Source organism: Tranquillimonas rosea (genome assembly GCF_900111315.1).
GTDB lineage: Bacteria > Pseudomonadota > Alphaproteobacteria > Rhodobacterales > Rhodobacteraceae > Tranquillimonas > Tranquillimonas rosea.
Genome location: NZ_FOGU01000006.1, coordinates 87,185 through 108,678 on the forward strand (window position 1 = coordinate 87,185; position 21,494 = coordinate 108,678).

Here is a 21,494-nt window from a genome sequence, read left to right on the forward strand (position 1 = left end):
GTCTCTCCCGGTGTCAGGCCGCCCGTCGCGACCGGTCGTCCCAAAGCGCGCGTGCCATAGCCGCGCCGTCGTCGGTCGCGCCGACGGTGTCCAGTGCCAGCGCCGCCGTGCTGAGCACGATGCTCTCGGCGAACTCGTCCTGCAGCCGCCCCTCCCACAGGGCGCTCAGAGCGCCCGGTTCGGTCGGCGCGTCGGCCAGACGCTGATGGGCGTCGACCAGCGTGCCGGTGCCTCCGGTCCAGCTCTGCCCGTCGCGCAGGCCGAAGATGGCGATGTCCTTGGCGGGGTGATGCTCGAACTCGCCGCCGCCGCCCTTGAGCACGGTCAGCTCCTTCAGCCCGAGGATGCCGGCGGCATCGCTCTGCAACTCGCGGTAGGGTGGGTGAAAGACGCCCTGCACCGCAGCGGGGGCGCCGGCGGGGTTCAGCATCCGCAGCGTCGTGTTGATGCACGAGCGCAGGCCCAGGACGTCGCGTAGGCGCAGAAGCTCCATCAGCCGCGGCGACAGCGCCTCGAGCGGCAGGTAGACGATCCCGCCCCGCGCCAGGCGCGCCGCGGCGTCGGGGATGTCCGCCGCCCGCGGTATTCCCGCCTCGGGCAGTGCGTCGCGGACATTCGCGCCAGGGGATTGGTGGCTGTTCCAGCCGTGCAGCAGCACCGGCACGCCCGCCTGCGCGACAAGCCGCGCCGCCAGCAGGAACCACGGCAGGCCGCGGCTGCGCCCGGCGGCATATGTCGGCCAGTCGAGCGCCGGGGCCGGGCCGGGCCAATCGGGCAGGCTACTCCGCGCGCCGGCCGCGAAACCGGCGATCTCCTCTGCCGTCTCGCCCTTCATGCGCAACAGCATGAGGATCGCGCCGATGGCCTCGGGCGCCGCGTCGGGGGCCATCATCGCCTCCATCGCGCCGGTCGCCTCGTCGATGGTCATCGACCGGGCCCGGCCCTGGCCGCGTCCGAGGATTCGGACATAGGGAGCTAGTGTCATTCCGCCGCCTCCTTTGCCGCCGCCTGCGACAGCAGGGCGGCGATCTCGGGTTTGCAGGACCCGCAGTTGGTCCCCGCGCCGAGCGCCGTGCCGATCTGCTCGACGCTCAGCGCATCGCCGCTCTCGATCGCTGACAGGATGGTGTTCATCCCGACATTGAGACAAGAGCACAGCACCGGTCCCGGGTCCGGCATGTCCGCGCCGGGGCGGCCCGACAGTGGCGTTTCGGCGGCGTCGCCCAGCAGGCCGGCGAGGTGTTCGCGCGAGAGCGCGACCGGCTCGAGCCCGACGAAGAGGGCGGCGACGAGGCGCCCGTTCTCGCTGAAGGCCAGCCGCGTGAGGCCGCGGGCGGGGTCGGCGACGCTTTGCACCGTGGCGTCGGGCAGGTCGAAGAGCGCCCGCGCCGTCGCTTCCCAGTCCATTGGCCGCGCGCGACCGGCGAGTTCCAGCCGCCAGCCCTTTTCGCTCCGCGCCCGTGCCCAGTACTCGCAGCGCGGCGTCGCGCGCAGGGCCGAGACGGCGAAGGCATGCCACGCCGCCTGGAACGGGGCGACGGAGACGACCGAGGCCTTGCTTTCGGGCTGTCCGGAAACGGGGTCGACCTCGGCCGCGACCAGCGCGTCGACGCGGCCCGAGGGCGCCGTCTCGGCCGTCCAGTGGATCGGGGCGAAGACCTCTCCGCGGCGGACGCGGTCGGTCACCAGGACGCGCAGCACGCAGGCGCCGTGCGGGCTGGTGACGTCGGCGAGGCCGGCGGGGGCGAGGCCGAGACGCGTGGCGTCGTCGGGATGGATTTCGAGAAACGGCTCGGCCAGGTGCCGGCTGAGACGCGGTGAGACGCCCGAGCGGGTCATCGTGTGCCACTGGTCGCGGATGCGGCCGGTGTTGAAGCGGAAGGGATAGTCGGCGCTGGCGACCGAGGCCGGGGCGCGTGCGCTGACCGGGACCATGCGGCCCTTGCCGGAAGGGGTAAAGAACCGTCCGTCGCCGAAGAACCGCCCGCCCGTGCGTGTGGCGGTGACCGGCCAGCGGACTGGCGAGAGGGCGGCGTATCCGGCATCCGAGATGTCTGACAGCGCGGAAATGTCGAAGTCGCGGCCCAGCCGCGCCGCCACGCCCGAGAGGGTGGCGTGTTCGCGAAAGATCTCGGCCGGCCCATCATAGTCGAAGGCGCGGACCCAGCCCATCCGCTGCCCGACACCGGCAAGGATCGCCCAGTCGGGCCGCGCCGTGCCGGGCGCGGACAGGGCGGCCCGCTGCCGGCTGATCGTACGGTCGGAATTCGTCACCGTGCCGTCCTTTTCGCCCCACGCGGCGGCGGGCAGCAGGACATGCGCCAGCCGGGCGGTGTCGGTCCGCGCGGTGATGTCGCTGACGACCGTGAAGGGGCAGGCGGCGATGGCGTCGCGCACCCGGTCTGCCTCGGGCATCGAGACGGCCGGGTTGGTGTTGATGATCCACAGCGCACGGATCGCGCCGCTTTCGACGCCGCGGAACAGCTCCACCGCCTTGCGGCCCGGACGTTCGGGCATCCGCGGCGCATCCCAGAAGTCGCGCACCGCGGCGCGGGCGACGGGATCCTCGAGCTCCAGGTGGCAGGCCAGCATGTTCGCCAGTCCGCCGACCTCGCGCCCGCCCATGGCGTTCGGCTGCCCGGTGACCGAGAACGGCCCCATCCCCGGCCGGCCGATCCGCCCGGTGGCGAGATGGCAGTTGAGGATCGCGTTCACCTTGTCGGTGCCGCTGGTGGACTGGTTCACGCCCTGGCTGAAGACGGTGACGACCTTTTCGGTGCGGCACCACAGTCCGTAGAAGCGCTCCAGCAGGCTCGCGTCCAGGCCGGTCCGTGCGGGATCGTCCGCGCGCGCGGTATCGAGCGCGGCGTCGAGGCCCTCGACATGTGCCAGGTAGGCGGCGTCGGTCGCCCCCCGCGCGTCGATGGCGGCGAGCAGGCCGTTGAACAGCGCCACGTCCTCGCCTGGCGCCACCGGCAGGTGCAGGTCGGCCAGGTCGCAGGTCGGCGTGCGGCGCGGGTCGATGTTGACCACGCGCAGGCCCGGCCGCGCCGCCTTGGCCGCCGCGAGCCGCTGGCAGAGGACAGGGTGGCACCAGGCGAGGTTCGAACCCACCAGCACCACGAGGTCGGCCTCTTCGAGGTCCTCGTAGGTGCCCGGCACCGTGTCGGTGCCGAACGCCCGGCGGTGCCCGGCGACGGTCGAGGCCATGCAGAGGCGCGAATTGGTGTCGATGTTCGCCGAACCGATGAAACCCTTCATCAGCTTGTTGGCGACGTAGTAATCCTCGGTCAGCATCTGGCCCGAGACATAGAAGGCGACGCTGTCGGGGCCGTGCTCTCGCAGCGTTTGCCGGAACCGCTCGGCCACGTGGTCGAGCGCCCGGTCCCATCCCGTCTCGATCCCGTCGACCTGCGGATGCAGCAGACGGTCGGCGTGGCCCACCGTCTCGGCCAGCGCCGCGCCCTTCGAGCAGAGCCGCCCGTGATTGGCCGGATGGTCGGGGTCGCCCGCGACCGACAGCCCCTCGGCCCCCGGCGTCAGCAGGACACCGCACCCGACGCCGCAATAGGCGCAGGTCGACCGGATGGGTTCCCCCTCGGCCATCAGGCGGCGTCGCGGGCGAGGGCGGCGGCGTCGAGCATAACGCGCCCGTCCTCGACGCGGACCGCGTAGGTCGGGATGCCGCCCTCGTCGGCGCCCTGCGCCTTGCCGGTTTCCAGGTCGTAGACCCAGTTGTGCAGCGGGCAGGTCACCTTTCGGTCATGCACGATCCCCTCGCTGAGCGGGCCACCCAGGTGGGCGCAGCGGTTGCCGGTGGCGAAGACCTCGTCATCCGCGGTGCGGAACACGGCGATGCAGCCCGATTGGGTCTTGATCCGGCGGGCGCCGCGCAGGGGGATGTCGTCCAGAGCGCCGATGTCGATCCAGTTCATTCCGCAGCCTCCAGGGTGAAATCGGCCAGCGGAGCGTAGTCGCGGCGTGTCTTGGCGTCGCTCCGCTCGGCCCAGGGGTCCTTCTGATAGACGGACTGGCTCAGGTCGAACCGCTCGACCAGCGCGGCGCGCGTGGCGTCGTCCGACAGAGTCTCGCGGACCCAGTCCAGCCCGACCTTGGCGATCCACTTGTAGGCACGGTCGAGGTATTTCGCGTGCTCGCGGTAGAGCTGCACGAAGGCGACGACCCAGGCCTCGGCCTCGTCCTCGGTGGCGACCTTGACCAGCGGTTCGACCTCTTTCACGTCCATCCCGGCGGCGCCGCCGACGCCGATCTCGAACCCGCTCTCGACGCAGACGATGCCGATATCCTTGCACGTCGCCTCGGCGCAGTTCCGGGGGCAGCCCGAGACGCCCAGCTTGACCTTGTGCGGCGTCCATGAGCCCCAGAGCCGCTTTTCCAGCTGCACGCCGAGCGCGGTGGAATCCTGCGTGCCGAAGCGGCAGTGCTCGCGGCCGACGCAGGTCTTCACGGTGCGCAGGCCCTTGGAATAGGCGTGGCCCGACACCAGCCCGGCGGCGTTGAGGTCGGACCAGATCGCGGGCAGGTCCTCCTTCTTGACGCCCAGAAGGTCGATGCGCTGGCCGCCGGTGACCTTGACGGTCTGGACCGCGTATTTCTCGGCCGCGTCGGCGATGGCGCGCAGCTCGTCCGCGTTGGTCAGCCCGCCCCACATCCGGGGCACGACGGAATAGGTGCCGTCCTTCTGGATGTTGGCGTGGTTGCGCTCGTTGACGAACCGGCTCTGCGGGTCGTCGGCATACTCCAGCGGCCAGTCCGCGAGGAGGTAGTAATTGATCGCGGGCCGGCAGACATGGCAGCCGTTCGGCGTCTTCCACGCCAGCTCCTGCCAGACGGCGGGCTGGGATTTCAGCTCCTGCGACTTGATCAGTCGGCGCACGTCCTCGTGGGACAAGTCGGTGCAACCGCAGACGGGCTGGGCGCCCTGGCCGGCATAGTCGGCCCCAAGCGTGACCGACAGCAGCTGCTCGACGAGGTTGGTGCAGGTGCCGCAGGACGCGCTGGCCTTGGTCGCGGTCTTGACCGTGCCGAGGTCGGTCGCGCCGTCCTGGATGGCATCGACGATCTGCCCCTTGCAGACGCCGTTGCAGCCGCAGATCTCCGCCTCAGGCGGTAAGGCTGCAACGGCCGCCATAGGGTCGGCGGCGGCGCCGCCCTGGAAACCGGGGCCGAAGATCAGCGTCTCGCGCATCTCCTCGATCTCGGTGCCGTCCTTGATCAGACCGAAGAACCAGTTGCTGTCGGCGGTGTCGCCGTACATCACAGCGCCGACCAGCTTGTCGTCCTCGATCACCAGCCGCTTGTAGACGCCGCGCGCGGGATCGCGGAACACGATGTCCTCGCGGCCTTCGCCCTCGGCGAAGTCGCCCGCGCTGAACAGGTCGCAGCCGGTGACCTTCAGCTTGGTCGACAGCTGCTTGACGACGAAGGCGTCCTCTTCCCCCGCAAGGGTCCGGGCCAGCACCCTGGCCTGTTCGTAGAGCGGCGCCACGAGACCGAAGAGCGTGCCGTCGAACTCGACGCATTCGCCGACGGCGTAGATGTCGGGGTCCGAGGTCTGCATCTGCGCGTCGACCTTCACCGCCTTGCCGACCTCCAGACCGGCCTCCTTGGCGAGCGTCGCGGCGGGGCGGATGCCCACGGCCATCACCACGAGTCCGGCGTCGATCTCGGTGCCGTCCTCCAGCGTGACGCCCTCGACCTGGTCGGTGCCCCGGATCGCCTTGGTCGAGGCACCGGTCAGCACGGTGATGCCGCGCTTCTCAAGGTCCTTCTGCAGGAGGTAACCCGCCGCCTCGTCGAGCTGGCGTTCCATCAGGTGCCCGGCAAGGTGCAGCACCGTCACCTCCATTCCGCGCAGGCGCAGGCCCGCGGCCGCTTCCAGCCCGAGCAGCCCACCGCCGATCACCACGGCGCTGCCGCCAGGCGCGCCGGATGCCTCGATCATCGCATTGGTGTCGTCGAGATCGCGGTACGAGATGACACCGGGCAGATCATGCCCCTCGATCGGGATGATGAACGGGTCGGATCCGGTGCCGAGGATCAGCTTGTCGTAGGGCGCCTCGCCATGCTCGCCGATCACGACCTTGCGGGCGCGGTCGATGCCCATCACCCGCTCGCCGAAGCGGCAGGTGATGTTCCGTTCGCCGTACCAGTCGTCGTCGTGGGTGACGATCTCGTCATAGCTCTTCTCGCCCGAGAGCACGGGGGAGAGCATGATGCGGTTGTAGTTCCCGCGCGGCTCGGCGTTGAACAGCGTGACGTCGTAGGCGTCGGGATCGGTTTCGAAGAGGTGCTCCAGCACACGGCCCGAGGCCATGCCAGCACCGATGACGACCAGTTTCTGCATCGGTCAATCTCCTCAGCAATACCACGCGACGATGTGTGCGAGCTCTCCGTCCTTGTGGATCGGGAGCGCGACCATCGAGGCGTATCCGGCGGGGTGTGTCTCGGTTTCGACGACGGGAGCGCCGGTGCCCAGCACGCGGCCGATCGGCCCCTGCCATGCGGTAACCTGCGGCTCGTTGCCGGCGTTGTCGGGATCCCACAGCGCGCCCTCGCGCGCACAGATCCCGTCGACCAGGACCGCGTCGTGCGCCTTGCCGACCCGTGCGGCGCGGGCGTCCCACAGTTCGAAGCGGCGGGCGATGGGCGTGCCGCGCGCCGACAGCAGGGTCAGCACGTAGGTGCGCCCTCCGGGCACCGGGATCGGCACGCCGAGGCCGGTGGTCAGCCCGGCCTTGCCGGCGCTGTCTGCCCGGATGAACCGATAGCCCGAGCCCAGGTCGCGCAGCAGCATCGGCGTTTCCGCCGCCCAGACGCCGCCGGGCAGACCCTGTCCGCGCGGGAAATGGGTGTGCTGCGAGACCCACTCGAAGTGCTTGGCGGCGCCGTAATAGCCGTCGTCCAGCATCAGCAGGCCGTCCTTTTCCGACCAGACCTCGATGGCGCCCGTACGGGTGTCGTCATCGCTGCAGATCACGACGAGCACGGCCTTGAGCGCCTTGCCGTCGAAAACCGGTACGGCGACCGCGCTGGTCAGACCCGCCGCGCGGGCGGCGTCGGCGCGCTTGAAATAGCTGCCGTCGAGGTCCTTGAGGACGACGGGGCGCGCCTCGGCCCAGGCCTTGCCCGGCAGGCCCTCGCCCCTGGCGAAGGTCTCTTGCCGCGACGCCTCTTCAAAGAGGGCGAGGTCGCCGTAATCGCCGGCGGCCAGCTTCAGCGAGTCCCCCTGGGGCACCCAGACCTCGCTCACCTGGATGAAGGTGCGGGTGGTGGTGTCGGTCGCGGTCTCCATCACGCGGCCTCCTTCCGGGGGGCCGGCTTGGCGCCGCCTTGTTCGTAGTCTTCGAGGAAGGTCAGGACCTGCTCGCGGTACAGGTAGTAGTCGGGATGCTCGAGCAGCGCCTTGCGGGTTCGCGGACGCGGCAGGTCGACGTCCAGCACCTTGCCGATGGTCGCCTGCGGGCCGTTGGTCATCATCACGACCCGGTCGGCCAGCAGGATCGCCTCGTCGACGTCGTGGGTGACGCAGACCGCGGTCACGCGGGTGCGCGACCAGACCTCCATCAGCACTTCCTGCAGCTCCCACCTTGTGAGGCTGTCCAGCATGCCGAACGGTTCGTCCAGCAATAGCAGCTTGGGGCTGAGCGCGAAGGCCCGCGCGATGCCCACCCGCTGCTTCATCCCGTTCGAGAGATCGCTGGCGGGCCGGTCCATGCTGTCGGCGAGACCGACCCTCTCGAGGTAGTACTCGACCACGTCCTGCCGTTCGGATTGCGACGCGCGGGGATAGACACGGTCCGCGCCGACACTGACGTTCTCCTTCGCGGTCAGCCACGGGAACAGCGAGGGCGACTGGAACACCACCGCCCGCTCGGGGTCGGCGCCCTCGACCGCGCGGCCGTCGAGCTTGATCGCGCCCTTCGAGATGTCGTTCAGCCCCGCCGCCATCGTCAGCACGGTGGACTTGCCGCAGCCCGAATGGCCGATCAGCGAGATGAACTCGCCCTTGTTCACCTTCAGATCGAAATCCTCGACCACGGTGAGCGGGCCCTTTGGCGTGGGGTAGACCTTGTGCAGCTGGCTGAAATCGAGGAAACGCTCTTCGATCATGCCCTGCTGCGCCCGTGCCTGGGCGGCGGGAAGGCCGTGGATCGGGGTGACGTCGGGCAGGGCGCGGGTGCCCTCGACCTTGGCGGCGATTCCGACGTCCATCAGATAGCCCGTCACCCGGGCGCGCAGGCGCTTGAACGCCTCGTCGTGGTTCATCGCACTGCGGTCGCGGGGGCGGGGGATGTCGACGGGGATGGCGTCGCCGAGCGTGCCGTCGGGGTTCAGCGGCACGATGCGGTCGGCCAGGAGGATCGCCTCGTCCACGTCGTTGGTGATGAGGACGCAGGTTTTCCGGTCGCGTTCCCAGATGTGCAGGATCTCGTCCGCCAGGTTCGCGCGGGTGAGCGCGTCGAGGGCCGAGAGCGGTTCGTCGAGCAGCAGCATCTCGGGGTCCATCGCCAGCGCACGCGCCACGGCGACGCGCTGGCGCATGCCGCCCGACAGCTCGGAGGGCCGGCGCTGGGCGGCGTGGGTGAGACCCACCATCTCGATATAAGTCCTTGCCCGCTCTGCCTTTTCCGCCTTCTTCAGTTGCGGGGCCACGGCGTCGACGGCGAGCATGACGTTGCCGGTGACGGTCAGCCACGGCATCAGGCTGTAGCTCTGGAACACCATGCCGCGCTCGGGCCCCGGACCCTGCACCGGCGCGCCCTTGAAGGCGACGCTGCCTGTGTCGGGCGTCTCGAGCCCGGCGAGGAGGTTCATCAGTGTCGTCTTGCCGGTGCCGGAGAAGCCGAGGATCGCCAGGAATTCGCCCTCGGCTACCTCCATATCGATGCCGCGGAGCACTTCGGCGCGGGACAGGCCTTCGCCGAAGCCCTTGGAAACGTTGTTCAAAGTCAGGATGCTCATGGCGGTCACCGATTGGCCGAGAAGGTGAAGAGCGACTGCAGCGCGAACATGATCCGGTCGAGCAGGAAGCCGATGATGCCGATGGTCAGGACGGCGACCATGATGCGGGCGAGGGACTGGGAGGAGCCGTTCTGGAACTCGTCCCAGACGAACTTGCCGAGACCGGGGTTCTGGGCGAGCATTTCGGCGGCAATCAGGACCATCCAGCCGACCCCGAGCGACAGGCGCAGGCCGGTGAAGATCAGCGGCAGGGCGGAGGGCAGGACGAGCTTGGTGATCTTGGAATAAGTGTTCATCTTCAATACCTTGGAGACGTTCACGAGATCCTTGTCGATCGATGCCACCCCCAGCGCGGTGTTGATCAGCGTGGGCCACAGCGAGCAGAGCGTGACGGTGATCGCGGAGACGAGGAACGACTTGGCGAAGAGGCCCCCGTCCGAGGCGGCGACGGCCGAGACGACCATCGTGACGATCGGCAGCCAGGCCAGCGGCGAGACCGGTTTGAATATTTGAATCAAGGGGTTGAGCGCCGCGTTGGCGGTGGCGGAGAGGCCCGCCAGGATGCCGAGGGGGATGGCGACGGCGCTGGCGAGGAGGAAGCCGAAGAACACCGTCTGGATCGAGGTCCAGATCTGATCATAGTACGAGGGCGCCCCGGTATAACCGATCTCGCGCACCTCGTCGGCGCGGCCGGCGTCTATAAGCTGTTGATTTCGTTCATCAACGCGCTCCTGGAAGGTGGCCTTGCGCTGGGCCTTGCGCTGGGCGTCCTCGTGCAGGTTCACTGTCTCGGTCCAGACGGCGGCGGGGCCGGGGATGGCGCCGAGCGAGGTCTGGACCTGCGGGGCGAGAATAGCCCAGAGCGCGAGGAAGCCGGCGATGGCGACGAGAGGAACGCCGAGAAGCCGCCATATTTCAGAGACTTGCGCCCGCGGGTTGTCGCCGGCGGCGGCCTTGAGGATCGGGGTCATCCAGGAGAGGCCCAGAACCTTGAACCAGGCGTCGGCCTTGTTGATGCGGGTGAACCACTGGGCGCGGCGCGCTTCCTTGTGGTCGGCTTCGAGAGAGTTCGGGTCGATGGCGGTCATGCTGTCTGTCCTCGAAAAGAACGGGGGCACCAGGCGTGCACAGGGCGTGCACCGCGCGTGCACAGGGCGTCATACGATCGTGCGGGCGCGCGTCCCGGCGGCGGGCCGGCGGGACGCGCCGCGCAGGTCAGCCCTGCACCTCGTTGCCGACGATCTTCTGGTCGCCCTTGAGCCCGATCGGCAGGCTTTCGAGATACGCGTTCGGTGCGCGCCCGTCGTAGGGGATGCCGTCGATGATGTCGGAGGCCGGGGTCGGTGCGCGGTAGCCGTCGCTGTCCCAGGGGAAGTCGGATTCTGCGGCGTGGCCCTCGTCGACCAGCTGGCGGGCGGCCTCGAGATAGATCGCGGGCTTGTAGACCGAGCGGGCGATCTCGTCGTACCAGCCGTCGTCCTTGGCCTCTTCGATCTGGCCCCAGCGGCGCATCTGGGTGAGATACCAGATCGCGTCCGAGTAGAACGGGTACGTGGCGTTGTAGCGGAAGAACACGTTGAAGTCGGGCACCTCGCGGGTGTCGCCCTTTTCATACTCGAAGGTGCCGGTCATCGAGTTGGCGATGACCTCTTCGTCGGCGCCGACATATTCGGGACGCGAGAGAATCTCGACCGCCTCGTCGCGGTTCGCGTTGCCGTTCTCGTCCAGCCACATCGCGGCGCGGATCAGCGCCTTGGTCACGGCGATGGTGGTGTTGGGGTTCTCCTCGGTGAAGGCGGCGGTCAGGCCGAACACCTTCTCGGGGTTGTTCTTCCAGATCTCGTAGTCGGTGATCACCGGCACGCCTATGTCCTTGAACACCGCCTGCTGGTTCCAGGGCTCGCCCACGCAATAGCCGTGGATCGTCCCGGCCTCGAGCGTGGCGGGCATCTGCGGCGGCGGCGTGACCGAGAGGAACACGTCGGCGTCGATCTGGCCGGTGACGTTCTCGGGGCCGTAATAGCCGGGATGGATGCCACCGGCGGCCAGCCAGTAGCGCAGCTCGTAATTGTGGGTCGAGACGGGGAAGACCATCCCCATGTTGAAGCGCTCGCCGCGGTTGCCGAACTCTTCGACCACGGGGGCCATCGCCTCGGCCGAGATCGGGTGCTTGGGCAGGCCGTCGGCGTTCTCGGGTATGTTGGGTTTCATCTGTTCCCAGACGGCGTTGGACACGGTGATGCCGTTGCCGTTGAGATCCATCGAGAAGGGCGTGACGATGTGCGCCTCGGTGCCGTAGCCGATGGTCGCGGCCAGCGGCTGACCGGCCAGCATGTGCGCGCCGTCGAGCTGTCCGTCGATCACCCCGTCGAGCAGAACCTTCCAGTTGGCCTGCGCCTCGAGCGTGACGAAGAGGCCCTCGTCGAAGAAGTATCCCTGTTCATAGGCGACGGCGAGCGGCGCCATGTCGGTGAGCTTGATGAAGCCGAAGGTCAGCACGTCCTTCTCAAGCTCCAGCGTCTGTGCGGTGGCGGCGCCGGTCAGGAGCGTGCTGGCGGCGAGACCTGCGAGAATGCGGTTCATTCGGTATCGTCCCCTTTGGGCCCGGACCGTGAGCGAACTGGCATCCGGGCAAACAAAAAAAGGCCGCTGGACACACCCCGCACGCGAAAATCGTGCGAAGAGCGTCGAGCAGCCTTGCTCAGATCACCCAGTCGTTGGGAGAAGTCCGTCCGTCAGGCGCCGTTGCCTGCTGACACGTCCTGATTGGGACAGCGTGCGATTCCCGGCAAGACGGAATTGCCGCACGGCGGCATTTCCGGCCGGCCGCGCCGGATCATGGGCCCGGCAGTGATGAGAATTTGGTCACTCGTCCGCCGAGGGATCAAAAATCCGGCCATCGAAAAACCGGTCGCGCTGAAGGAAGAGCCGTCCGGTTTCCGACGCGGCGGGGATCGGCGAGTCGATCGCGCCCTCGAGCTTTTCCGAGGCGCCGGGCATCTCGGCCCCGGTGGGGGAGAGCAGGCGGCGGTAGAGGTCGGTGCGGAACACGTCGCGTGCGGTGCGGCTGGCCTCGGTCCGGTTCAGCCCGGTGCGCGCGGCCAGCTGCCGGCCGATCCAGGCGGCCTGCGAGCGCCAGGGGAAGTTCGCGGCGCCGTGGTGGAACTCGATGAAGCGCTCGACGCGCCGCGCCTCGCCCGTGGCCGAGACCGTAAGCCGGCCCGCGAGGGCGCGGTCGATCACTTCGGCCGGGACGTTCAGATACGCCTCGCGCGACAACAGCTCGGCGGCGGTGGTGCGGCTGGCGGGGTCGCCCAGCCAGCGGCCCGCCCGCCACAGCGCCCGCATCAGCCGGCCCAGAAGCTGATCCTCGGACGCGGCCCAGTCCTCGCGCACGGCCAGCACCTTCTCCGGCGCGGAGGCCCAGATCGCGGTGCCCGGCAGCAGCAGCTCGCCCACGCCGTTCTCGACCGCGATGGAGCCCCAGGGCTCGCCCACGCAGAAGGCGTCGATCTCGCCTGCGGCGATCGCCTCGGCCATCAGCGGCGGGGGCACGGTGTGGATGTCGACAGCCTGCGGCGCGGGCAGGCCGAGGGCGGACAGCCAGTAATACAGAAGCTCGGCATGCATCGAGAAGGGGAAGGGCACACCGATGCGCAGGCGCCCCTCGGCGGCGGCGATCAGCGCCAGCCCGGCGGCGCGGGCGTCGTCGAAAGCGAAGTCGAACGCCGCCCCGCGCATCCGCGCGGCGAGCGTGCGGCTGACGCCGATGACCTCTCCGTTGAGCGACAGCAGGAGCGGCGCCGACAGCCGCGTGGCGATGCCGCCCAGCCCCAGCGCCATCGCCACCGGCACCGGCGAGAGCATGTGCGCCGCCTCGACCCGGCCGAAGGCCAGCATGTCGCGCAGGGACGACCACGAGGGCGCGCGCACGAGGTCCAACGCGATCCCCTCGGCCCGGGCGAAGCCCATCTCGTGCGCCACCACCAAGGGGGCGGCATCGACGAGCGGGATGAATCCCGCCGAGAGCACCGGCTGGCTCATGACAGGAGCCCTGCCGCCGTGACCAGCGCTTCGGCCACGTCGGCGACCTTGCGCCCCTGGTCCATCGCCGTCTTGCGCAACAGCGCGTAGGCCTCGTCCTCGTCCAGTCCGCGGGCCTTCATCAGCAGGCCCTTGGCGCGGTCGATGACCTTGCGCTCCTCGAGCGCGCGCTTGGTGGTCGCAAGCTCGGTCCGCATCTGGCGGAACATGTGGAAGCGGGCGACGGCGGCGTCGAGCACGGGCTTCAGCCTGTCGGCGCGCATGCCGTCGACGACATAGGCCGAGACGCCGGCCTCGATCGCGGCCTTGGTCAGGTTCGCCTCGCTGCGGTCCACGAACATCGCCACGGGCCGCTCCAGCGGGCTGGAGGCGAGGGTGAGCTCTTCGAGCGTGTCGCGCGAGGGGTTGGCGATGTCGATCAGCACCACGTCGGGGTCGCGCTCGGAGATGCGCCGGGCAAGCCCGGTCTGTTCCGAGATCACGTGGATGTCGAAATCGCCCGCGTCGCGCAGGCTGTCCACGATCAGCAGCGCGCGCTCGCGGTCCTGTTCGACGACGACGACGGAGAGACGGTCACTCATGGGGCGGCGGTCCGGTGCATGTTGCGATGCAGCATGGATTCGGCGGCGGGTTCAATCATCCGCGACCCCGGCGCGCGCCCGTTTGCGCGACAGACCGCGCGACTGCCCGCAATTTGTGCAACGCGCCGACGCGCGCCCGCCGGGGAAACGTCTTGAGCGTCAGGGATTTGCGGGGAAGCGGTGGAGGCGAGTACCGGAATCGAACCGGTGTAGACGGATTTGCAATCCGCTGCGTAACCACTCCGCCAACTCGCCTTCGTGGTGGTTTTCAAGGCTCTAGACGATGCGCGCGGGCGGCGCAAGGGGCGGGGTGTCAGGTGCCGGTCTGCAGGCGGGCGCCGGGCAGGGCGACGAGGCGGATCGCGTTGCGGCCGTCGTTCTTGGCGGCGTAGAGGCGGTCGTCGGCGGCGCCGAAGGCCTCGGGCAGTTCGGGCAGGTCGTCGAAATGCGCGCCCCCGATGCTGGCGGTGACGCCGATGTCGGGGCGGGAGCGGGGGCGGGCCTCGCGCTCGATCACGGTGCGCAGGCGCTCGGCGGCGCGGGCGGCGTCGGCCTCGGCCACGTCGGGCATCAGGACGGCGAATTCCTCGCCGCCGACGCGGGCCACGATGTCGTCGGCGCGGACCACCGACCGCATCGCCTGGGCGGCGGCGACGAGCACCTCGTCGCCCAGCCCGTGACCGTAGGTGTCGTTGATCCGCTTGAAATGGTCGAGGTCGGTGACGAGCAGGGCCGTGCCGCGGCGAAAGCTCTTGCGCCGCGTCTCGCCGAACAGGCGTGTGAAGCCGCGGCGGTTGGTGAGCCCTGTCAGGAAGTCGCGCTCGATCGTCTCGTAGAGGCTGCGCTCGAACCGGGCGCGGTGGCGGGCGGATTCGAGCGCGGCGCCGAACACGAGCGAGCCGAGGACATTCGCGAGGACCAGCGTGCCGACGAGTTGCACGATCGTACCGCCGAGCCACGGATCGGGGGCGAACACGAGAGTGACCAGCGACAGCGAGATGGTCAGGCCCATCGCGACATGGTGGACGAGGCGAAAGCGCTCGGGCCGCAGCCTTGGGTGCGACCATATCAGCCCGATCGCGGCGGCGATCACCATCGTCAGGACGCCGAACGGCGCCCCTGCGCCGCCGATGGCCAGGCGCGTGACGATCCCGACCGACAGCGCCGTCGCTGCGCCGAGCGGGCCGAGGAACACGCCGGCGAAGGCGACGAACAGGCTGCGGTTGTCGAGGATGAACCCCTGTTCCAGCACCGTCGGCTGCAGCATCTCGAGCGCCGCGCCAAGGCCGAACACCGCCCCGGCCAGGACGTGACGCTGCCATTTCTCCCAGCCCAGGCGCTGGAGCGTGCTGTAGGCGAGCGTCGCCAGTGCCATCGTTCCGAGAGCGTCAAAAACGGATAGGGCGTATTCCATGGGGTGGACCGAACCTTGTTGCGCGCCTGCTATGCCCTCCCGTTAACCGGATTGAAAGGAGGCTGCGACGGCGCGGCGCGGGGCGGCGCTGGTGCGTCGGCTCGGGGCTTGATAGGGCTGTGCCTCACCCGCCCTTTTCCGGAGCGCCCGTTCCCGTGTCCGACCTTGTCGTCAGCCTCACGACCATTCCCTCCCGCGTGGACACGCTGGGGGATTTCCTTGCGGGGCTGGAGCGGCAGACCCTGACGCCCGATCGGGTCGAGCTGTACGTTCCGCGGCGCTACAAGAAGCGCAAGCTGGGCCGCCTGCGCAAGCAGGACGTACCCGCCGCGTTCGAGGTGATCGAGTGCGAGGACATGGGTCCGGCGACGAAGATCCTGCCGGCGCTTACCCGCCACGCGCCCGATACCCGCCTCGTCTATTGCGACGACGACAAGGTCTATCCGCCGGACTGGCTGGCGCGTCTCGCCGCACAGGGCGACCGCTATCCGCGTGCCTGCATCGCCGACGAGGTGATGTCGGTCGCGACGCAGGCCTACAGGATGCACGCGACGGGCGAGGATCGCGTGGGGCTGGCGGAACGGCTGAGGCGGCGGATCGCGGGCACCAACCTGCCGCCCGAGTTCTGCGTCGTGGCCGGCTTTGGCGGGGTGCTGGTGAAGCCTCGCTTCTTCGACGCGCTGGTGCAGGACATCCCGGACGTCGTCTGGACGGTGGACGACGTGTGGCTGTCGGCCTGCCTGGCGCGGACCGGCACGCCGATCGTCTGGACGGGACGCGCCGATGGGGCGCGGGCGGGGAACATCGTGCGCGAGGGGGCCAAGGTGGGCCGGCGGCGGGACGCGCTGATCCGGTACGCCTACAAGGGATACGATCGGGACTCGGCCAATGACTACGCCGTCCGCTACGCCATCGAGCATCTCGGCGTCTGGCGACGGTTCCGCGCGGCGCGCAATAGCGCGGCGTCCTGAGCGGGTCGGACCCTAGAACGGGCTGGACACCGGGAATACCCCACCTTAACAGTCGGGATTATGCGACACCCTGCCTGCCTTTCGAGCCTGCTTGCCCTTTTCCTGAGCGCCGGAGGGCTCGGCGCGCAGGGGGGATGGGACGATCTCGCCCAGCCGCACCTGGATGTGGTCCCGCGCACCAAAGACGAGGCCGCGCGGATCGCCGCGATCGTCCGGCCCACCGAGACGTTCGACGCTGCCGAGCAGTTCGAGGTGAACCAGGCGGGCGCGGCCACGGTGCGGGCCCGCACCAACGCCGACGCGTTCTCGCAGCCCTCGGGCAACATCCCGTTCGAGCGCGAGCTGGATTTCAAGGTGGGCAACGGGCTGTTCAAGAAGCTCTGGGTGTCGTCGCCGTCCTCGACGCTGGCCTCGGACGGGCTGGGGCCGCTCTACAATGCGCGGTCCTGCCAGCGCTGCCACCTCAAGGACGGGCGCGGGCGGGCGCCGGAGGGGGCAACGGATCCGGCGGGCATGTTCCTGCGCATCTCGGTCCCGGCGCCGAGCGATGCCGAGATGAGCGAGATCGAGGCGTTCCTGCTGTCGGTCAACGACGACACCCCGCGGACCCGCCCCGATCCGACCTATGGCGGCCAGATCCAGGACAGGGGCGTGCAGGGCCATCCGGGCGAGGGAGAGATGCACGTCACCTACGAGGCGCGCGAGATGGCGCTGTCGGGTGGCGAGAGTGCCAGCCTGCGCGTGCCGTCCTACGAGATGGCCGATCCCGCCTATGGCCCGCTGGCCGACGACGCGATGCTGAGCCCGCGCGTCGCCCCGCAGATGATCGGGCTGGGGCTGCTGGAGGCTGTTCCGGCGGCGGACATCCTGGCGGGCGCTGACCCCGGCGATGCCGACGGCGACGGCGTCTCGGGCCGGGCGCAGGTGGTGTGGTCGTTCGACGAGGGGCGGCCGATGCTGGGGCGGTTCGGCTGGAAGGCCGGGGCGCCGACGATCCGCGAGCAGGCGGCGAGCGCCTTCGCGGGCGACATCGGCATCTCTTCGCCGGTCTTCGACGCGCCGGCGGGCGATTGCACCGAGGCGCAGGCGGCCTGCCGCGACGCGCCCCACGGCGACGGCGACGAACGAGGCACCGAGATCGACGCCGAGGGGCTGGACCTGGTGACGTTCTATTCGCGCAACCTGGGCGTTCCGGCCCGGCGTGATGTGGATGATCCCAAGGTGCTGCGCGGCAAGGAAGTGTTCTACGAGACCGGTTGCACCGGCTGCCACCGGCCGAAATTCGTGACCTCGCGGCTGGAGGATCAGCCCGAGCAGAGCTTTCAGCTGATCTGGCCCTATACGGACATGCTGCTGCACGACATGGGGCCGGGCCTGGCCGACGAACGGCCCGAGGGGCGGGCCGACGGGCGCGAGTGGCGGACGCCGCCGCTCTGGGGCATCGGATTGACCGAGCGGGTCAGCGGACATACGCAATTCCTGCACGACGGGCGCGCGCGCTCATTGCTGGAGGCGATCCTCTGGCACGGAGGCGAGGCCGAGGCGGCCAGGACGCGCGTCGTGGAGATGCCCCCCGCGGATCGCGCTGCGCTGATCCGCTTTCTGGAGAGCCTGTGACATGCGCCTGACCCTCGCCGCCCTCATGCTGACCGCAACCCCGGCGCTGGCGGGCGTCGAAGAGGCGATCGACGACCACGTCCTGCCGAACGCCGCGTCCTTCGCCGAGGCGACGTCGGCGCTGGCGGACACGGCGCGGGACGATTGCACCGCCGGGGCGGTGAAGCCCGCCTGGAACGACGCGTTCGACGCCTGGATGGGGATCTCGCACCTGCAGCTCGGGCCGCTGGAAGAGGGCGGGCGCACGCTGGCCATCGCGTTCTGGCCCGACAGCCGGGGCATGGCGCCCCGCGCGATCGCGGGGATCGTGGCCGACGAGGACCCGGTGGTTGGTGACGCGGACGCCTTCGCCGAGGTGTCGGTCGCGGCGCGGGGGCTCTTTGCGATGGAGCGGCTGCTCTACGGCGAGGACTATGCCGGCTACGGAGCCGACAGCTATGTCTGCCGGCTGGTCGAGGCGATGGCGGTGGACCTGTCGCGGTTGGCCGGCGAGGTCGACACGGCCTGGCGCGACGACTTCGCGCCGACGCTTCGGTCGGCGGGCGAGGCGGGGAACGACCGTTTCCTCGACCGGCGAGAGGCGGCGCAGGCGCTTTATACGGCGCTGATGACCGGGCTGACCTTCACCGAGACGCAGCGGCTGGCCCGCCCGATGGGCAGTTTCGACCGGCCCCGTCCCGAACAGGCCGAGGCCCGCCGCTCGGGCCGGAGCCTGCGCAACGTGATCCTGTCGCTCGAGGCGCTGCGCGGGCTGGCCGGGACGCTGTCGAGCGGCGACATCCCGCAGACCGAGGCCGCCTTCGACGCCGCGCTGGAGACCGCGCGCGAGCTGGACGATCCGGTCCTGGCGGGCGTGTCCGATCCGCAGGGGCGGCTGGAGGTCGAAGTGCTGAAGCAGCGCGTCGAGGCCATCCGCCGCGCCGTGGACGGCGAACTCGGCGCCGCGCTGGGCGTCTCGCAGGGGTTCAACTCGATGGACGGAGACTGAGCGATGACCACGCGCCGCGCCTTCCTCGCCTCTCTCGCCGCAGCGGCGGCAATTCCGGGTCTCAGTTGGGCCGATGCCGGCAGCCCCGCCTATCTCGCCGCCGCACGGGACGAGGACGGGGCCTTCGCGCTCTACGGTCTCACGGCTCAGGGCGCGGATCTGTTCCGCATCCCGCTGCCCGATCGCGGCCACGCGGCGGCGGCCCATCCCGAGGCGCCCGAGGCGGTGGCCTTTGCCCGCCGTCCGGGCACCTTCGCGCTGGTCCTCGACTGCGCGCTGGGCAAGCTGGCGGCGCGGCTGGAGGCGCCCGAGGGGCGGCACTTCTACGGGCACGGGGCATTTCTGTTGGACGGTGACACGCTGTGCACCACCGAGAACGACGTTGCCACCGGCGAGGGGCGCATTGGCATGTGGTCCCGCTCGGACGGCTACCGCCGGATTGGCGAGGTCGCGTCGGGCGGGGTCGGCCCGCACGAGATCCTGCTGCGGCCCGATGGCGGGCTGGTGGTGGGGAATGGCGGCATCCGCACCCATCCCGACAGGGGCCGCGAGAAGCTGAACATCGATACGATGGTGCCGAACCTCGCCTACATGTCCTCGGACGGGATGCTGGAGGAAACGGTCGAACTGCGCGAGGACCTGCACAAGAACTCGATCCGCCACATCGCCGTGCGCGAGGACGGGCTGGTGGCCTTCGCGATGCAATGGCAGGGCGACGCGTCGGCGGCGACGCCTCTGTTGGGTCTGCACCAGCGGGGGCGGCCGCCGGTCCTGGCCAGTGCCGACCTTGCCGAACAGATCGCGATGCAGGGCTATGCCGGTTCGGTGGCCTTCGACGGCGACGGGCGGACCGTGGCCATCACCTCGCCCCGCGGCGGACGGCTGCACCGGTTCTCGGACGCGGGCGAGCTGGTCGAGGTGCACCGCCGGGCCGACATCTGCGGCGTCGCCACGGCGGCGCACGGGTTCGTCGCCTCGGACGGCATGGGCGGGCTGTTCGGCCTGGAGGCGCACGAGATGCACGCGCTCGGCAAGCGGCCCCGGTCGTGGGACAACCACATCGTCCGGATCGGCGGACTGGTCTGAGACCGGGCTGTCGTCGCGCGAAAACCTGACGTTAGGGTCGGAGGAGACTCGGCCCGCAAGGAGGATGCGCCATGGCGAACCCGCTCTACGATACCCTGTTCGGCTGCCACGCGGGCAGCGGCGCGCCGTTCCTTCGGCTTCCCGACGGCCGGACCGTCACCTACGGCGCGTTCCTGGTCCGCGCGGCCCGCTTCGCCCATGTCCTCGGCGGTCTCGGCGCCGAACCCGGCGCGCGGGTGGCGGTGCAGGTCGAGAAATCGGCGGACGCGCTGGCGCTCTATGCCGCGTGCGCGCAGGCCGGGCTGATCTTCTTGCCGCTGAACACCGGCTACACGCCCGCCGAGCTGTCGTACTTCGTCGAGAACAGCGGCGCCGCGATCTTCGTCTGCGATCCCGGACGGTCCGAGACGCTGCAGGACGTGGCCGAAGGGGCAGGGGCGCGGCTTCTGACGCTGGGCGCGGCGGGGGACGGCACCCTGTCCGAGATCGCCGGCGACATGCCCGATGCCTTCGACACCGTGTCCCGCGACGGCGAGGATCTGGCGGCGTTCCTGTACACCTCGGGGACGACCGGGCGCTCGAAGGGGGCGATGCTGACGCAGAACAACCTTCTGTCGAACGCCGAGACGCTGGTCGCGTGCTGGCGCTTCACCGAGCGCGACGTGCTGCTGCATGCGCTCCCGATCTTCCATACCCACGGTCTGTTCGTGGCGACGAACGTGATTCTGCGCGTGGGCGGGTCGATGATCTTTTTGCCGAAGTTCGACACCGACGCGGTGATCGACTGGCTGCCCGAGGCGACGTCGCTGATGGGCGTGCCGACCTTCTACACGCGGTTGCTCGGCGATGAGCGGTTCGACCGGGACATCACCGCGAACATGCGGCTCTTCACCTCGGGCTCGGCGCCGCTTCTGGCCGAGACGCACCGCGCCTTCGAGGAGCGCACCGGCCACCGCATCCTCGAGCGGTACGGGATGACCGAGACCAACATGAACACTTCGAACCCCTATGACGGCGAACGCCGCGCGGGCACGGTCGGGCCGCCGCTGCCGGATGTCGAACTGAAGGTCTGCGATCCCGAGACCGGCGAGACCTTGTCGCAGGGCGAAATCGGCGTGATCGAGGTGCGGGGCCCGAACGTATTCAAGGGCTACTGGCGGATGCCCGAGAAGACAGCCGAAGAACTGCGCGACGACGGCTTCTTCATCACCGGCGACCTGGGGCAGATCGACGCGGACGGCTATGTCACGATCGTCGGGCGGGCGAAGGACCTGATCATCTCGGGCGGGTACAACGTCTATCCCAAGGAGGTCGAGACGGCGCTCGACGCGCTGCCCGGCGTGCTGGAGAGCGCGGTGATCGGCGTGCCGCATCCCGATCTGGGCGAGGGCGTGGTCGGGCTGCTGGTGCCCGCTCCGGGCGAGACGCCGGACCTTGCCGCGGCGGGAGCGGCGTTGTCCGAGACGCTGGCGAAATACAAGCAGCCCAGGCATCTGGCCGTGGTCGATGCGCTGCCCCGGAACACGATGGGCAAGGTGCAGAAAGCCGCGCTGCGCCGGGACTGGGCGGAGCTGTTCGACGGTGAACCCGGCCGCTAGGCCCATGTCATCCGACATTAACATTTGGGTCGGCGCGGCCGTCGCCCGCCCCGGTTGTGGGGGCGCTGCGCAATTGCACAAATGTCAGGCGACACGGCGTCAAGCTTGCCCCAATTGATTGGGTTCTCTAGCGTCACTTGCGCAACCCGTTGTTGACGCGACGGATCGTGTTCGTATCGATACCTGTCGTGAACGGACCCGCGTTGCGGG

Annotated in this window: 16 protein-coding genes and 1 tRNA gene; 5 read left to right on the forward strand and 12 right to left on the reverse strand. The window is 69.7% G+C overall.

The genetic code is table 11. The features are described from left to right. Positions 1–13: 13 nt before the first annotated feature. The 12 genes from BMZ25_RS11420 to BMZ25_RS11475 form a co-directional block, all read right to left on the reverse strand. Positions 14–985 carry a glycosyl transferase family protein gene (locus BMZ25_RS11420; protein ID WP_092693685.1) on the reverse strand — a complete coding sequence of 324 codons (972 nt, stop codon included), beginning with the start codon at positions 983–985 and terminating at the stop codon, positions 14–16. Beyond that, positions 982–3,606, reverse strand: coding sequence for a nitrate reductase (locus BMZ25_RS11425; RefSeq protein ID WP_092693687.1), 2,625 nt, complete (start codon positions 3,604–3,606; stop codon positions 982–984). The genes BMZ25_RS11420 and BMZ25_RS11425 overlap by 4 nt, the downstream gene beginning before the upstream one ends. After that, positions 3,606–3,935: a nitrite reductase small subunit NirD gene (gene nirD / locus BMZ25_RS11430; protein WP_092693689.1), complete on the reverse strand. Its 330-nt coding sequence runs from the start codon at positions 3,933–3,935 to the stop codon at positions 3,606–3,608. Before nirD ends, BMZ25_RS11425 begins: the two co-directional genes overlap by 1 nt. Then, complete coding sequence (nirB, locus tag BMZ25_RS11435; RefSeq protein WP_092693691.1) at positions 3,932–6,367, reverse strand: nitrite reductase large subunit NirB; 2,436 nt, start codon at positions 6,365–6,367, stop codon at positions 3,932–3,934. Before nirB ends, nirD begins: the two co-directional genes overlap by 4 nt. Positions 6,368–6,379: 12 nt before the next feature. Continuing rightward, on the reverse strand, positions 6,380–7,315 hold the full coding sequence (locus tag BMZ25_RS11440) for a GAF domain-containing protein (RefSeq protein ID WP_092693693.1): 936 nt from the start codon (positions 7,313–7,315) through the stop codon (positions 6,380–6,382). Next, a complete protein-coding gene (locus tag BMZ25_RS11445; RefSeq protein WP_092693695.1) occupies positions 7,315–8,985 on the reverse strand; it encodes an ABC transporter ATP-binding protein in 1,671 nt (556 codons plus the stop codon). The genes BMZ25_RS11440 and BMZ25_RS11445 overlap by 1 nt, the downstream gene beginning before the upstream one ends. Before the next feature lie 5 nt (positions 8,986–8,990). Continuing rightward, a complete protein-coding gene (locus BMZ25_RS11450; protein ID WP_092693697.1) occupies positions 8,991–10,073 on the reverse strand; it encodes an ABC transporter permease in 1,083 nt (360 codons plus the stop codon). 127 nt (positions 10,074–10,200) lie between these two features. Continuing rightward, positions 10,201–11,568: a CmpA/NrtA family ABC transporter substrate-binding protein gene (locus BMZ25_RS11455; RefSeq protein ID WP_092693699.1), complete on the reverse strand. Its 1,368-nt coding sequence runs from the start codon at positions 11,566–11,568 to the stop codon at positions 10,201–10,203. Between the two features lie 282 nt (positions 11,569–11,850). Then, positions 11,851–13,029, reverse strand: a complete 1,179-nt coding sequence (locus BMZ25_RS11460) for an ABC transporter substrate-binding protein (RefSeq protein ID WP_092693701.1) — start codon at positions 13,027–13,029, stop codon at positions 11,851–11,853. Continuing rightward, on the reverse strand, positions 13,026–13,610 hold the full coding sequence (locus BMZ25_RS11465) for an ANTAR domain-containing response regulator (protein WP_092693703.1): 585 nt from the start codon (positions 13,608–13,610) through the stop codon (positions 13,026–13,028). Before BMZ25_RS11465 ends, BMZ25_RS11460 begins: the two co-directional genes overlap by 4 nt. A gap of 181 nt (positions 13,611–13,791) precedes the next feature. Next, a tRNA-Cys gene (locus BMZ25_RS11470) sits at positions 13,792–13,865 on the reverse strand. 58 nt (positions 13,866–13,923) lie between these two features. Next, complete coding sequence (locus BMZ25_RS11475; protein ID WP_092693705.1) at positions 13,924–15,024, reverse strand: GGDEF domain-containing protein; 1,101 nt, start codon at positions 15,022–15,024, stop codon at positions 13,924–13,926. A gap of 155 nt (positions 15,025–15,179) precedes the next feature. Between BMZ25_RS11475 and BMZ25_RS11480 the strand changes: the two genes are divergently transcribed. The 5 genes from BMZ25_RS11480 to BMZ25_RS11500 all read left to right on the forward strand — a co-directional run bounded on the left by BMZ25_RS11480 (position 15,180) and on the right by BMZ25_RS11500 (position 21,284). Then, a complete protein-coding gene (locus BMZ25_RS11480; RefSeq protein WP_092693707.1) occupies positions 15,180–15,995 on the forward strand; it encodes a hypothetical protein in 816 nt (271 codons plus the stop codon). Between the two features lie 60 nt (positions 15,996–16,055). Then, on the forward strand, positions 16,056–17,612 hold the full coding sequence (locus BMZ25_RS11485; protein ID WP_092693709.1) for a di-heme oxidoreductase family protein: 1,557 nt from the start codon (positions 16,056–16,058) through the stop codon (positions 17,610–17,612). A 1-nt stretch (position 17,613) separates the two neighbouring features. Beyond that, the gene (locus BMZ25_RS11490; RefSeq protein ID WP_092693711.1) at positions 17,614–18,600 is read left to right on the forward strand and encodes an imelysin family protein; all 987 of its coding nucleotides are present in this window, start codon (positions 17,614–17,616) and stop codon (positions 18,598–18,600) included. A gap of 3 nt (positions 18,601–18,603) precedes the next feature. Continuing rightward, positions 18,604–19,686 (forward strand): DUF1513 domain-containing protein, encoded by a 1,083-nt coding sequence (locus BMZ25_RS11495; RefSeq protein WP_092693713.1) that lies wholly within the window; start codon positions 18,604–18,606, stop codon positions 19,684–19,686. A 71-nt stretch (positions 19,687–19,757) separates the two neighbouring features. Beyond that, positions 19,758–21,284 carry a malonate--CoA ligase gene (locus BMZ25_RS11500; protein ID WP_092693715.1) on the forward strand — a complete coding sequence of 509 codons (1,527 nt, stop codon included), beginning with the start codon at positions 19,758–19,760 and terminating at the stop codon, positions 21,282–21,284. Positions 21,285–21,494 lie beyond the last annotated feature (210 nt).

Excerpts from the sequence above, each read along its gene's own strand:
- BMZ25_RS11420 (WP_092693685.1), bottom strand. The coding sequence starts at position 985 with ATGACACTAGCTCCCTATGTCCGAATCCTCGGACGCGGCCAGGGCCGG.
- BMZ25_RS11425 (WP_092693687.1), bottom strand. The coding sequence starts at position 3,606 with ATGGCCGAGGGGGAACCCATCCGGTCGACCTGCGCCTATTGCGGCGTC.
- nirD (WP_092693689.1), bottom strand. The coding sequence starts at position 3,935 with ATGAACTGGATCGACATCGGCGCTCTGGACGACATCCCCCTGCGCGGC.
- nirB (WP_092693691.1), bottom strand. The coding sequence starts at position 6,367 with ATGCAGAAACTGGTCGTCATCGGTGCTGGCATGGCCTCGGGCCGTGTG.
- BMZ25_RS11440 (WP_092693693.1), bottom strand. The coding sequence starts at position 7,315 with ATGGAGACCGCGACCGACACCACCACCCGCACCTTCATCCAGGTGAGC.
- BMZ25_RS11445 (WP_092693695.1), bottom strand. The coding sequence starts at position 8,985 with ATGAGCATCCTGACTTTGAACAACGTTTCCAAGGGCTTCGGCGAAGGC.
- BMZ25_RS11450 (WP_092693697.1), bottom strand. The coding sequence starts at position 10,073 with ATGACCGCCATCGACCCGAACTCTCTCGAAGCCGACCACAAGGAAGCG.
- BMZ25_RS11455 (WP_092693699.1), bottom strand. The coding sequence starts at position 11,568 with ATGAACCGCATTCTCGCAGGTCTCGCCGCCAGCACGCTCCTGACCGGC.
- BMZ25_RS11460 (WP_092693701.1), bottom strand. The coding sequence starts at position 13,029 with ATGAGCCAGCCGGTGCTCTCGGCGGGATTCATCCCGCTCGTCGATGCC.
- BMZ25_RS11465 (WP_092693703.1), bottom strand. The coding sequence starts at position 13,610 with ATGAGTGACCGTCTCTCCGTCGTCGTCGTCGAACAGGACCGCGAGCGC.
- BMZ25_RS11475 (WP_092693705.1), bottom strand. The coding sequence starts at position 15,024 with ATGGAATACGCCCTATCCGTTTTTGACGCTCTCGGAACGATGGCACTG.
- BMZ25_RS11485 (WP_092693709.1), top strand. The coding sequence starts at position 16,056 with ATGCGACACCCTGCCTGCCTTTCGAGCCTGCTTGCCCTTTTCCTGAGC.
- BMZ25_RS11490 (WP_092693711.1), top strand. The coding sequence starts at position 17,614 with ATGCGCCTGACCCTCGCCGCCCTCATGCTGACCGCAACCCCGGCGCTG.
- BMZ25_RS11495 (WP_092693713.1), top strand. The coding sequence starts at position 18,604 with ATGACCACGCGCCGCGCCTTCCTCGCCTCTCTCGCCGCAGCGGCGGCA.
- BMZ25_RS11500 (WP_092693715.1), top strand. The coding sequence starts at position 19,758 with ATGGCGAACCCGCTCTACGATACCCTGTTCGGCTGCCACGCGGGCAGC.